At 42.8% G+C, this 15,807-nt stretch carries 3 protein-coding genes; 2 read left to right on the top strand and 1 reads right to left on the bottom strand.

Going from position 1 to position 15,807, the window contains the following annotated elements:
* The first annotated feature begins 44 nt into the window (after nucleotides 1-44).
* Entirely contained in the window at nucleotides 45-1,745 is a 1,701-nt protein-coding gene (locus BLS33_RS11200; protein WP_089888657.1) for a GMC oxidoreductase, read from the top strand.
* A gap of 459 nt (nucleotides 1,746-2,204) precedes the next feature.
* Nucleotides 2,205-14,522: a T9SS type B sorting domain-containing protein gene (locus BLS33_RS11210; protein ID WP_245731406.1), complete on the top strand. Its 12,318-nt coding sequence runs from the start codon at nucleotides 2,205-2,207 to the stop codon at nucleotides 14,520-14,522.
* A gap of 70 nt (nucleotides 14,523-14,592) precedes the next feature.
* Here BLS33_RS11210 and BLS33_RS11215 read toward each other — a convergent pair whose 3' ends face one another.
* Nucleotides 14,593-15,747, bottom strand: coding sequence for an alpha-hydroxy acid oxidase (locus tag BLS33_RS11215; protein ID WP_089888660.1), 1,155 nt, complete (start codon nucleotides 15,745-15,747; stop codon nucleotides 14,593-14,595).
* Nucleotides 15,748-15,807 lie beyond the last annotated feature (60 nt).

Below are 15,807 nucleotides of genomic sequence, written 5' to 3' on the forward strand. Positions count from 1 at the left end.
AAGGTCAGTTTAATAGAAAATATTAAGCCACTTAAATCGATAAAATGTCAGTAGAACCAAATACAAATGCTTTTGACGCCATTGTTGTAGGCACAGGAATAAGTGGTGGTTGGGCCGCAAAAGAGCTTTGTGAAAAAGGTCTTAAAACGCTTGTTTTAGAACGTGGAAGAATGGTTAAACACGTGATAGACTATCCCACAATGAATCTTGACCCTTGGGATTTACCAAATGCAGGAAAGACTCCTGCCGACATAAAGGCGAAGTATCCCAAGCAATCCCGTTGGGGTTTTGATGAAACAACGCGTCACTTCTTTAATAAGGATGAAGAATACGATTACGACGAAGTAAAACGCTTTGATTGGATCAGGGGTACGCAGGTAGGTGGTCGTTCTTTAATCTGGGGGAAACAAACATATCGTTGGTCTGATATGGATTTCGAGGCGAACGCGAAAGACGGTATTGGTGTAGATTGGCCGATACGATATAAAGATATTGAACCATGGTATGCCCACGTTGAAAAACATATTGGTGTTAGTGGCGAAGCATTGGGCTTACCTCAATTGCCTGATAGTGTGTTTCTAAAGCCGATGGAATTGAACTGTGTTGAAGAACACTTGAAACAAGGCATTTCAAAAAATTATGACGATCGTATCTTAACTATCGGAAGGGTGGCGCACATTACCGAAGGCACAAAACCAGGAGCGGGAAGAGGCACTTGTCAGAATAGGAACAGATGCAAACGAGGCTGTCCATACGGCGCATATTTTAGTTCAAATTCTTCAACATTGCCAATGGCAGAAGCCACTGGAAACATGACCATTCGGCCAGATTCGATTGTATACGAAGTGCGATACGATAAGGATAAAAAGAGAGCCACTGGCGTTCGAATTATTGATGCCAACACCAAAGAAGTGATAGAATATAAGTCGAAAATTGTTTTCTTATGCGCATCGTCTATGGCTTCCACTTCAATTCTAATGCAATCAAAATCGGAAACTTTTCCTGACGGAATGGGCAATGCCAGTGGTGAATTAGGGCACAATATTATGGATCACCAATTGGGTGGAGGTGCTAGTGGAAAAATTGATGGATTTAAGGATAAATATTATAAAGGAAGAAGACCCAATGGATTTTATATCCCGAGATTCAGAAACATAAATAATACCTCTGAAAAAGTAGATTTCATCAGAGGATATGGGTATCAAGGCGGCGCGGGTCGTAATGATTATAGTACGATCATTCCTGAATATGCCTATGGAAAAGAATTTAAAGAAGCCATGCTTGAGCCCGGAGATTGGCGAATTAATCTTGGCGGTTTTGGGGAAGTATTACCCTATCACGAAAACCGAATGTTTCTTAATTATGATAAGCTAGATAAGTTTGGTTTGCCAACCATTGTTTTTGATGCCGAATTTAAGGATAATGAAAAGCGAATGAAAAAAGATTGGATTGCGCAAGCTCAGGAAATGCTGAGTAATTCAGGGTTCAAAGACGTAAAGGCAAATAATAGAGAATCATTTATGGGTGGCGGAATTCATGAAATGGGAACAGCGCGTATGGGCCATAACCCAAAGACCTCTGTATTGAATAAATACAATCAACTACATGAAGTGCCTAACGTATATGTTACAGATGGCGCTTGTATGACTTCTTCAGGCAATCAAAATCCCTCTTTAACCTATATGGCATTAACGGCAAGGGCCGCAAATCATGCGATAGAAGAACTGAAAAAAATCAACCTATAACCGAACACTGAGCAGAGAAGACAGCTACCCAAAATAATTGTTTAGCCGATGCCAAGTAATCTAAAATAAAGAGATCCTACTAGTCCGTGAAAAAAATTTAAAGCCCCTTAAAAGCAAGCGGGCACTATTTCAAATTCAGTAGTTTCCACATTAAAAAGACAAGGCTTCCGAGAAAAAGGAAGCCTTTTTGTTTCTACGCTAGACTTAAGAATTATCTACAATTTCGTTTTTTCCAATGCAAATTTTTTTTTTAAGCCATAACCAATGCTTGGTTAAAATATATAATTTGTCAAAGGGCTTTCTTGCAGCGATAAACCTAAAGTTAATTTTTTCAAAAATACATAATTATCAATATTACCCACAGTTCTCGCGGTTTGACAACAAATTATTGCACACCCCTTTCTCTTAAGCTTTTTTTATAGTTGGGTTAAAAAAATTTTCTTTTTAAAAGCCAACTAAATGAACCAAAAATTACTTTTTTTTCTCCTAGCCATTGGATTTAATTTTTCTGTACAAGCACAGCTGAGTAATCTCCATTACCTACCGCCATTAAAGCAAGGTCAGAATAATCAAGCCATTCAGCAACAGGCGATTTATCTTTCTACCCCAGAACCTACAACTTTTACCGTAAATGCCTATCGCGGAACCAACAATACGCCCATAGCTTCATTTTCCATTTCCAACGTGAGCCCTGCGGTGTATAATCTAGTTAATGGCGACAATAATATTACGCTCGTAAACAATTCAAACACTGGTATAGTGCTGAACAATAGCGGGCTACGATTTGAATCACCAAGTGGAAATCGTTTTTATGTCAACTACCGCGGTTATTCTGCCTCACAAGCAGCATCACTAACCTCAAAAGGTAGGGTTGCCATGGGTACCCGTTTTAAATGGGGCGGAGTTCCAAATTTAGGTTCACACTCATCTAAATCAAATACGTTGGGTATCATGGCGACCGAAGACAATACAACGGTAAACCTGTTTGGTTATGACCCGAATTGTGAGTTCAGGGTGGGGAATAATGTGGCGGGAATAACGGCCAACACCTACCAAGTTACGCTTGATGCCAACGAATCTTTTGTTTTTGAAACCTATGTTGGCAATTCCCCGACTGCCGCACATCGCGATGGTTGGATTGGTGCATCCATAGTATCCGATAAAGATATTGTCATAAGCAACGGTTCTATGAACTTTGGGCGACAAGAAAACAATAGCAACCGCGATGCAGGTATCGATCAACCAGTGCCTGAAAACCGATTAGGAAAAGAATATGTATTTGTAAGAGGTAACGGTTCAACCAATGGCTCTACGGAATTTCCTTTACTGATTGCCATCGCAGACAATACGCAAATTTTTGTAAATGGTTCGGCTACACCGATAGCAACCATAAACAATGGTGATTATTTTGAAGTTCCGAGTAGTTTTTATTCCTCGAACACTGTTGGGGCGAATATGTTCATACAGACATCAAAAGATGTCTACGCCTATCAATGTATGGCCGGTGCAAGCCAGGTATATACCCAAGGACTTAACTTTGTAGCTCCGGTAAACTGCTTATTGCCAGATGTGATGGATAATATTCCCGACATCAGAAATATGGCTGGCACACTGGTCAGTGGCGGTGTAACTATAACTGCTGCAACCAATACCCCCGATGCGAATATCGTAGTCACTGACGGCAACGGCACTGTCGCATTGCCACCTGCCGTTCCAGTGGCAGGGTCAACCGATTGGAAGACTTTCTTTATCCCCAACCTCAACGGTAATGTGAGTGTGCAATCTACTGGGCCCATAGCCGTAGGTTTCTTTGGTTATAATGGAGCTAGAGGGGTTGCCGGCTATTTCTCCGGTTTCGATACGGTTCCTGAGGTTAACTTAGAAATTAGAGGTGGTAGCGGTTGTTTCGTGGGATCTTCAATCTTCGAAGCTACTGGTAATTTTGATGCCTACCAATGGTTTGGTGATGGAATACTTATTCCCGGAGCAAATTCACCTAACTACACCCCAGCAACTGCCGGCGACTATTTTGTAAGAGGCACAAAAGGTCCTTGTACTTATGATTCTCAATCTATTTCCGCTTATTACTGCGATCCCGACGTTGTAGTCAACAAAACGGTCGATAAACCAGAAATCACTGAAGGTGAGACGGCTACATTTACCATCAGGGTAAGAAACTTGGGTGTTGGCCCTTTGACAAATCTCCAGATTACCGATAATATTCCCACAGGGCTCACTTTAGAATCGGCATTTACCATTACCGGCAATTGGAATGGTAATATTTGGAACATCGGCACCCTAAATGGTGGTGAGACAGCAGTGTTGGAATTGGAAGTCAGAGCTGATGAGATAAGCACCCTCCCCCTACTCAGCTTGACCAATACAGCCACCAATAGTCAAGATCAAGTCGATAACAACATTACGGAAGACAGTCCATCTGCTCGAATAACGGTTCATAATGATTTTGATAATGACGGTGTAATCGACATAACAGATTTAGACGATGACAATGATGGTATTTTAGATGAGGAGGAATGTAACAATTTAGCATTCAATATTTCAGGAGGAAACACCTATAACAGCACCTTGACCAGCATAGACAACTATTTAGTGTTGGATATTTTTAGTTTGGATAACTCTTTTAACCTACAGGTAAATGGTGTCGATGTGGCGGGAGAAATCCAGTTTCAGAATGCGGCAGGAAATTTTGCCACTTTCTTAGATGGATATGGATATGGTGAAGATGGAAACCCACAAATTTATTCATTGAGCGGTTCGCATGGGAGTCCATTACTAAGAGCGGTGATAGACGAACTCGGACAATTCGAGCTTTTTGGGGCCCGCACCTCTAACGGTTCGTTGGAACCCATGATTCTTAGCAATCCTGCAAATTCGATTACTTGGAGTCCATCCGGCAACAATAACATTTCCATAAACCAAATCATTACCGGACCCACCAATATGAGAGCTGTCTTGTTGACAGCCGGCTGTGATACCGATAGTGACGGTTTTCCCGATCAATTAGACTTAGATAGCGATGGTGACGGATGTACTGACGCCAATGAATACTATAAAGATGACGACGCCGATGGCGATGATGGTGGCGAATATGGAACCGGTGTTCCAGTGGTCGATCCCCACACAGGTATGGTAACGGCAGCCTCTTATACCCAAGTATTCGCTCCAGAGATATTATTGGGCAATACCACCGAAAATTTGGGTGGCGTTGATATCAACGGGCAAGATGTAAGTCTAGGACAAACCATACAATACGTATTGCGTTTTCAGAATACGGGAGACGATAATGCGCAAAACTACACCATCAAGAATATATTGCCCAATAATGTCACATTGGACAATGTGGATATATCGAATGCCTCAAACACCACTTACAATCATGATATTGCAACAAATACTTTGGACTTTTCGATACCCAATAATTTGGTGCAGGTGGGTGACCCAGAGTACAGTATCAGAATTACGGTAACAATTGCTGCCAATTGTTCTGATTTCATAGCTGCGTGCTCCTCCCAATTGGAGAACAGGGCCTACTCGACCTATCAGGGCACTATAAATACGTCTACCTTTACCGATGAAAATGGCAATAGCCCAATATCGGCTTGTGCCAGCGCTCCGGAAGTCGCTGGCAACTCTATTTTCAACGATCTATCTAATTGCAACCAGACCAGAAAAGTATTGTTGTGCGGTGATAGCGTCGTTCTCGCTGCAGGTGAAGGATTCACTACCTATAACTGGGTATCCGATACGAACGGAAATGGCCAAGTAGACAACAGTGATACCGTTTTGAACGATGGAGACCCTGACAACAACCCAAGTACTTTGGTAGTTACCGTTACGGGGCAATACATCGTAGAAAAATCTGCTAACGGAAGCTGCCCCGATATGGTGGAACGTATTACTGTGGAGCGTTTTGGCACAACCCAGACCAATCCTATTGAAGACTTCTTCAATCAGGTAAATACAGACAACAACCCTAATAATGATTTACAGGGCGAAATCGTCGAGTGTACAAACGACCGCGACATACTCCCCAAAATTTTCCTATGTGGCGCCAATGATGAGGCTACCATTCAATTGGGCATAACCGATGCACAAAGCATCACATGGCAAAAACTTGATGAAGCTAGTTGTTCTGCGAACGGAGATGACTGTGCCAATAAAAGTAGCGCCTGTACCTGGAGTACAGTGGCCGATCAAGACAATTTTACAGTTACAGACAGTGGTGAGTACCGTGTAGTTATTGCATACCAAAACGGTTGTTCAAGTCGCTTCTATTTTAATGTATTTAAAAATAATCTTGATCCGACATTTACCTCTTCGGATGTACTATGTAGTACACCTGGTAATATCAGAATAACCAATGTGGGTTCTGGGTATGGTTTTCAGTTAGTAGATGCTATCAACAATAATATTATTGTTCCTTTCTCGGCCAACAATGGGCCAAATTTTGATATTTCGAATAGTGGCACTTACAAGATTCAGGTAACTCAATTAAATCCTTTGGATAATACGCCAATAACTGGTGGTTGCCTATTTGAAACGGAAGACATCGGTATCTTAGAACGTGATTTCCAAGTAAACCTCAGTACTACACCGGCTGATTGTAACCAACTCGGAACAATTGAAGTACAGGCATTAAACGTTCTGCCCAACTATAGCTATGAACTTCGTTTAGATGATGGCGGTAACAGTGGTCAAGGAAGTTTGGTGAGCAACCTACCTACAACGAGCGAGAATACGCATACTTTTTCAGGAGTGAATCCCGGTAACTACATAGTCATTACCGATACCGATGATGGCTGTCAAGATTCCCAAAAGATTACGGTTGACCGTATTGCCGAACTAACGCTTAGTGCTTCACTAACTGCCAATATTACTTGTACCTCGGGCATTATCACGCTAACCCCTGGTGGCGGTTTGCCCGACCCTAATTATGAAATGGCCATTTGGAGCAAAAATGGTACGCCTTTATATAGTGACCCTTCCGATATTCCTGCATCGGCAATTCAGACGGGTCCCAATTTCTTATTTGGCCATAGAGGTAATCCAAGTAGCTATTTTCCAAACGAAGATGGCGATTACACATTTATTGTAAAGGACGGCAATGGTTGTCATAAAATTTCCAATTCAGTTCGAATAGAAGACCTCGGAAGCCTTTCGGTGAGTGCATCACATTCACAGATTACTTGCGCAGACTCCGAAACCTCTACTTTGACCGTATCGGTAACCGGGGGCACAGCACCTTACCAGTATAGCCTAGATGGTGGAACCACCTATCAAAACTCAACTAATTTCTTAAATCTAGCCGCAGGCCAATATGAAATTACAGTTAGAGATTCTAGCGGAAGTGGTAGCAATACCTGTACTGAAACCATTGCTCATATAATTGACCAACCTTTCCGCTTAACAGCCTCTCCTTCAATAGTTGAAGATGCCTCTTGTAATCCTAGCGGAGCATTGGTAAAAATACTGAACCCTAATGGCGGACAAGCACCGTACGAATTTAGCTTTGATGGAGGAAGTTCCTTCAGCACAACTGATGCTGTCAGATTGTTACCAGGCACTTATTCATTGGTTCTACAAGATGCCTTGGGCTGTACCTATGACATGGACCTTACCGTTCCCAGTGCGGTTACCGACCCTTCGTTTACAGAATCTGTGGCCTATGATTGCGCTGGATTGGGAACTGTTACCATAACACCTTCCAACACAACGGATTTTAGTTATACCTATAGCTTGAACGGTACTTTGAACACGCCTGCTGATAGTAATTCTTTTGCTTCCGTACCAACAGGAACGCAAACTGTAACAATAGGTTATTCCAGTAGTATTGCGCCAAATCAAAGTACATTATTCTTTGAGGATTTTGGATCGGGACCCACTACCCAAATCGGGGAAATTGGTCCAGGATACTGTTATGAACCCCAAGATGGCAGTACAACAGATTGTAATCTTGGTCCGGCAGGTATCTTGGTAAATGGAGAATACACGGTAACCAATTTTGTCACCAATCCTGTTACGGCATGGAGAAGCCCCAATGACCACACCGGTTTACCCGATGGCCGCTTTCTGGCAATTGACGTGAGTACCCTAGCGGGGGATAATGGAATTCTTTGGGCACGCAGAGATATAGAAGTTCTGCCCAATCAAGATATTACGCTTTCTTTATGGGCCTATAACCTGATGGAAACTACGGCCAACGGAAACAATCCAGAAATTTTAGTAGAGTTGCTAGATACATCTGGCACGGTACTTTACAGCATACCTACGCCTGAAATACCAAAAAATGCAGATGCGGATGATTGGCACAACCGGCAGGTAGTTTTAAATCCAGGAACCCATACGACAGTAGACATTGTTTTACGCAGTAATTTAAATAGTGATTTTGGAAATGACTTGATTATCGATGATATACAGGCCTTTCAGCAACCCGAAGTCTGTGAAAAAACCATAGATATAACCGTCGTAGTAGAAACGGGCCAAGATTTTGAGGCCGCTTTACTAGGGACCATAGACCCAAGTTGCAACGGCGGTTCCGATGGCGCAATTCGTTTTGAAGTGGCTAATTTTGATACGGCAACAGGATTTGAATATTCTACGGATGGCGGTCTCAATTGGACGACCTCAACAGTCTCTCCGGTGACCACGAGTGCTACCCTAACCGACGGGTCTTATACAGTCGACGTTCGCAAGGTTGTGGATATTTCATGTATTTCGGACTTTACAGCGACTCTAACCGACCCTACTCCAATAGTCCCAGAATTGAATCAAATTGCAGAGTACACTTGTTTCAATACCGGTGGAACCTTAGAAGCCTCGGCCACAGGTGGCAACCCTGGTTACTCCTATCAATTGGAAGATATGGGCGGAATAGTAATTGCCGCCTATCAAACCAACAATCATTTTGCCAATGTACCCGACGGCAATTATGTGGTTCGGGTTCGTGACCAAAATAATTGTGAAGTAGTTTCTACAGTTGCCGTGACCATAGCACCACCAACGGATATTGATTTTGATTTGAATGCCACGGCCTGTTATGACGGACAGAATAACGCTACCCTAACTGCTTCCGTAAATGCTGGAAATGGAGGCTATAGCTTTAGAATTGATGGAGGTGCATGGATGACCCCTACCCCATCAACCGCAACTTCCTATATGTTTAGCGGACTTTCAAATGGGTCCTACGATATTGAGGTGACAGATGCATATGGTTGTATTTCACCAATAAAATCGATTTCTATATCCCCAACATTATCGGCTCAAATTGATGTCGTTGATGTCAGCGCTTGTGCAGATGGCAGTATTACAGCATCCGCCACAGGCGGTGTTGGCGGCTATGTCTACGCCTTTTTACCAACGGGAAGTGCAATTCAAGACAGTGATTTTGGCGCTTCAAATAGCTTTACCGTTACCAATGCGACTATAGGCGATTATGATGTGTATGTGCGGGATAATAGTACAGCTACACCCTATTGCCAATATTTGGAGACTGTTACTATAAAAAGTGCCCCTGTACTCGCTTTTACAGCTGTACCTACCGATGCAATTTGTTTTGGTGGCCAAGGCAGTATTGAAGTAACTATTACCTCTGGACTTTCTCCCTACACCTATGAAATAGTTGATATTGACAACGGCACCTCGGATGCAATACAAACGGGTGTCATTGGTACGACACGAACTTACTACAACCTGACTCCAGGTGATTATAACATAATTATAACCGATGCAAGCGGATGTTCCAATCCTATTACAGGAATTACTATCGCCGAGCCCGACCCGTTGACCGCAACAATTACAGGCATAACACCTGCCAATTGTACCGGAGACATCAATGACTTCGGATTTGCTTTCAGTGCTTACCCCACTACTTTAGGAACTATAGAATTCAGTGCCGATGGAGGCACTACATGGATTGGCGACAATAGTGTTCCTGGTACTTCAGATGAATTAAAAGGGTATTTATCAGGTGATACCGTTTATCCGTCTATGAGAACGGTAGACGGTTCAAACAATACCATTTGCCAAACAGATTTGTCTCCATTCATCATACCATATCCGTTAGATGATCTTGATATTACCATTCTTCCCATAATTGTTAATTGTAATGAACTACAAGTAAATGTACGAGGTCAAAATGGAACTGGTCCATACTTATATACCTACACCGAAGATCCTTCAAATTTTGACCCAATTACACCCGCTAATGGTTGGGTGGGTCCTTTTGCATCGGGTGTTGCACATACATTTCCAGGTTTAATTCCAGGTAGAACATATTCTTTTTATGTTCGCGATTCTTCCTCTCCCGCCCCAGGTTGTGTTAGACAAAGTAGCGTAAACGTGAATGACATTGTTACCAATCCAATGGAAATAACCGCTACTTACGAACCTTCCTGCAGTGGCGCCAACAATGGTGAGATTACCTATAGCATTACAGATACCGACGGTTCTACGGAGCCGAAAATGAACTGGACCTTATTTGATATTGACGGAAACGCGATAACTTCAAGTGGAGGCGATATCGACTATGCAAGCTCAATTAAAATTGATAATTTGGCGCCGAATGAATACTATATTGTGGTACGACAGGTTAATACTGGAGGAACACCACAATGTTTCAGTGCCAGTGAAAACTTGCTCCTAGAAGGATTGGCGCCGATTACGGCCAGCCTGAACTCTTCGCAAGATATTAGTTGTGAGAATCCTGGGCTTATTTCAGTTGACAATTTGACCGGAGGCGGTGGTACTTATACCTTTTCCGTTACCGGACCAGCACCATTTACTGCCATTACAGCTACCTCGGACAACCCATTGGAAATCCCTGCGAATTCTCCTTCGGGAAAATATTTTGTAGAAATCAGTGATCAGTACGGTTGTGTATCACCCATAATAGACATTGATATGAGCTTAACTGCTAATCCTGTGATTTCAGGAGTGGTCATCGACAATTGCAGTTCAACGGCCACAGTAAATATCTCTGCAACGCCGATTTCCCCCACTATGGTCTACTCGTTGGATGGCGGCACTACCTATATAAATAATGGCGGTGTTTTCAACAATGTAGCACCCGGACCTTATACGATTTTTGTAAAAGACGGCAACGGCTGTACCGATTCCCAGGTGATAGCCGTACAACCTAGTTTACAGGCTACGGCTTCACTTACAAAAAATTTGGGTTGTGGGGCAGGCCAAGAAGCTGAGCTGACCTTGGAAGTATCTTCTGGCTCAACGAATTATGAATACCAAATAACTAATACATCAGGCACGGTAGTCGCAAGGGAAGCAATGATTTCCAATCCTTTAACTGTTTTGGTAACGACGGCCGACACCTATAACATTACAATATATGATGCAAGCACTACGGCACCGGAGTGTAGCCGGAACTTTAGTGTTGAGGTAGCCGCTGCGGTTGCACCTGATGTCACGGCCAAAGCGACCGATGTTACCTGTTTTGGAGGTAGTGATGGCGAAATAGCGCTTACACAAGTAAACACTGGCAACAATCCAGTGTCTTTTAGCCTAAGCCCCAACAATGGCAATTTCAATGCTGCGACCAACACCTATGAAAATCTTCCTATGGGAACTTATCAGGTAACAGCCTTAGGCCCTAACGGATGTACCACAGTATTGAGCAATATAGAGGTGGATGAATCTGATCAGATCGCCTTTGACCTGCCGACCGTAACGCCTTTTGGTTGCAGCAGCGGCAACACTATGAACAATGCCGACATTACCATTGACATTAGCAGTATTGCAGGAGGTTCGGGAAATTACATCCGTTATGAGTTCATAAACAATGGTAGCGCCTCCGTCTTACAAAATGGCACTCAAAATAGTTTTTCATATACCGATACTAGCGGTGGCGATGTTATTGTTCGTGTTTTTGATAACAAAGGTTGTCTGGGTGAAAGAATGGTGACCGTGCTACCTTATGACGCATTGGGTACACCGACCTTAACTATTGACGACCCTATCTCGTGTAGCAATCTCGGAGAGGATATCTCTATAGATATTGCAAGCACCATAACCGATTACAGTACAAATCCGACGAATTATGAATTTAAGAGGTTGCCCTCAGGTAGTTTCCAACCATCAAATGAATTTCCAGGTTTGCAGCCGGGTAATTACACTTTCGTCGTAAAAAACAAAAGCACCGGTTGTGAAGTGACCCTTACGCATTCCGTAATCGAACCGAATACCTTCGATGTGTCCGTCAACAAACTCTCGGATGCCGTATGCTTTGGTGATGATGGCAGTATCACCCTCACCATATCCGATGCTACGTATTCCGGAGGTTTTACATGGCGTATTTTCAATACTAATGGAACGCCGGCTGATCGCTCTGATGATGGTGCCGCAATACTATCGGGCACTTCTACGAACCTAGGACCAACACCTGCCATTGACATTCCTGCTGGCAATTATTTGGCCGAAGTCGTTCAAGCTGCCTTTCCCGATTGTACCCAAGTAAGGTCGTTTAGTATAAGTACCCCTTCGGCAGCGATTACTTTAGACACCATAGATCTTACCGACGTCGGTTGTAGTAACGATCAAGGAAGCGCGGCCATAAAACCCGTGGGCGGATTGGCACCGTATGACATCGTACTGACCAATACAACTACGAGTACAGCACTCAATGCTACACAGGTAAATGCGAATTTGTTCCAAAGTTTAACTGCAGGCATGTACACGGTCGCCGTTACTGATGCTTTGGGCTGCACCCAAACGTTCGTCAATGCTTTTGAACTTTTGACGCCCGACCCTATTTCCGGAACCGCGACAGCAACAGATTTGGTTTGTCAGGGAGATACCGATGCTTCAATATCTATTGCTTTGAATCCAAGAAATGTGAGCAGCAACTACCGTTACCGGTTAAACCGATACAACGACACGGCAGCTACCAACTTGCTGGAAATTTCCGCAAGCCAAGTCACCAATACTTTCGACAATTTGGCCGCCGGATTCTATAGAATCGAAGTCTTGGATGACATGGGTTGTACTTTTATGTCTCCAACGACGGAAATTGTAGATCCAATAGAGGTAAATTCACAACTGATTTCCCTTCAGGCAATGAGTTGCCAAAATGGTGCTATATTACAATTGACGGCCCAAGGGGGCACAGGACCATATACCTGGAGTGTCGATGGCTCTACCCCTAACCCAATGAACAATGCAAATGGTGCGGGAACCCATGTATTTCAAAATGTGAATGCCGGCACCTATGAGTATTATGTGAGAGATAGTTTTAATTGTACTTCTATTCTATCGAATACGGTACAAATCGAAGCCATTGACGATTTAAAGGTCACTCTAGATACAACAGCAGCTTTTATAAATTGTAATGGGGAAAGTTCGGCCTTAATCAATGCCAAAGCTGACGGAGGTCTCGGCAACTATCGCTACGGACTTTACGCAGATACTGGATTGAGCATTGAGATACGCCCGTATCAAGCCTCTGGAATTTTTGATAATTTACCACAAGGCAATTATTACGTAAGTGTGCTGAGTGAAGATTGTCAGGTGACTTCGGAGTTAGTTAACATTAACCAGCCAGAACCGCTGTCGATTGTCACGACGATTACAGCTATTCAATGTCACGGTGAAGAGAACGGAAGTATTCTTCTCGATGTAACCGGTGGTACCGGAATATATCAATATGCTATTTCACCAAATTTGAATCAATTTGATGACAAAAATAGTTTTGAAGACCTTTCCCAAGGCGACTACAGCGTAATTGTACAAGATACCAATGGTTGTTTTGAACTAATTGAATTTACGGTAAACGAACCTGCTTTATTGGAAATGGAGACCAGCACGACACCTGAAATCTGTGCCGGAGATCAAGATGGCTCCATAACCATAAGTATTACCGGTGGCACAGCTCCATACAGTACGGCAATAAACGCCAACCAAGATGCTGATTTTATTGAAGGTAGATTCAACATTGAAAATTTGTCGGGCGGTACGTATATTTTATTTGTAAGGGATGCCAATGGATGTACCATCAATGAAACCATTACGGTCGAAGGTGGTGCTAACCTTAACGCCATAGCAGAAGTCATTTATGAATGTACGGGTGACACGCCCAATAATAGCGTCAATCTAATTTTAGAAGATCAAACGGTCGCTTCAGAGGTAATGTTTGCTTTAGACTCTTCGGATCCAAATGATTTTGTGTTAGAGTCTAATTTTACGCATTTGGCGGCAGGAAGTCATTTTATCACTATCGCCCATGCCAATGGATGTCTTAATACAGTCGCTTTTGAAGTTGAAGGATTCGAACCTTTGGAACTGCTTCTTCAGCAGCACAGCCTAAATGAGATTACGGCTGTTGCCACAGGCGGAAAAGAACGGTATACGTTCTATTTTGATGATCAAGATAACGGCGACTCCAATACTTTTTATATTAAAAGAACGGATACTTACACGGTTAGGGTCGTAGATGAAAATGGCTGTGAGGCCGTAGGAACAATCTTTATCGAATTTATTGATATCGATATCCCAAACTTCTTTACCCCTGATGGTGATGGAAAAAATGACTTATGGATACCAAGAAATATAACTCAGTTTCCAGATATTTGGATCAATGTATTTGATCGCTATGGTCGTCAGGTTTTTAGATTGATTGACAGTCCGAATGGATGGGATGGATTTTATCAAGAAAATACCCTGCCTACGGGAGATTACTGGTATGCCATAAAACTAAATGGAGAAAGCGATACCCGTGAATTTATCGGGCACTTTACGCTCTACAGATAAAACTTAAACTAAAGTAACACACCATAATCTGTTGAAAAAGGCCTTACGAACTAGGGCCTTTTTCAATAGGTTAAATGTCTTTTATCAGATGGTTGGGGAAATCTTTTACTTCCTCACAACAAATCTGTTCCATAACCTGTTGTAGTTCTCTTTTTATCAAGGAAATTGTGTGGTTCCCTCCTTTTTCACCCAAAGCGGCAACGCCATACATAAACGACCTGCCCATAAAAGTGAATTCTGCACCGCTGGCCAAAGTTCTCGCTACATCAGGACCAGAGCGCAGGCCACTATCCATCATTACGGTCAATTTATCGCCGTATGCTTTTGCTATTCGGCTTAAGGGTTTTATAGTTGATTCCCCTGCATCCAATTGGCGTCCCCCGTGGTTTGAGACAATTATCCCGTCTAAACCAAGTCGAACCGCCTTTTCTGCATCAGCCTCGTTCGCAACGCCTTTGAGTACTAATTTGCCTTTCCACATATCCCGTATGGGCTTAATCTTTTCCTCGTTCAAACGACCTGAAAAAGTATCGTCCATGAATTTCCCCAATTGCCGCAAATCTAAATTTTTTGGCATATACGGTTTTAGGGTCTCAAAGCTCGGTTGTCCGTGAATAAGGGTTTTTAGAGCCCATTCCGGTTTTCCTAAAATCTGCATTATATTCTTGACCGACATCTTTGGAGGCATGGCCAAACCGTTCCGGATATCCCTAGGTCTAAATCCGAAAGTGGGGACATCGCAAAGAATAACCAACACAGGACATTCTGCCGATGCCGCCCTTTTAATAACATCGTCACGTAAACTGTTCTCCGTCGGGTGATACAATTGAAACCAGGCCTGCCCTTCAGTAATTTCAGAAATTCGCTCGATACTACTGGTAGTCACCGTACTAAGTATAAAAGGAACGTTATGCTCAAATGCTGCCTTCGCCAATATTTCGGGGGCGTTGGGCCACATCAACCCTTGTAGGCCTACCGGTGCAATACCAAAAGGTGCATCATAGGTATGCCCGAACAATTCCGTTTGCATGTTTGACCCGGTATGTTTGCTCAAATAATAAGGCAAGAGCTCAACATCACGTATCTCGGCCGTATTCTTATGTAGATTTACATCTTCGTTACAACCACCATCTAAATACTCAAAAGCGAATTTGGGAATTTTTTTTTGTGCTTTCTGACGCAAATCGGTAACAGATGGGTATTTGTCGTTGATATTTAAGTTCATAATACTTCATTTTTATTGCGCTTCATGCACTTTAAGCACAATGACTACCTTTTTCCTGTG

The organism is Kriegella aquimaris (genome assembly GCF_900103215.1).
Taxonomy (GTDB): domain Bacteria; phylum Bacteroidota; class Bacteroidia; order Flavobacteriales; family Flavobacteriaceae; genus Kriegella; species Kriegella aquimaris.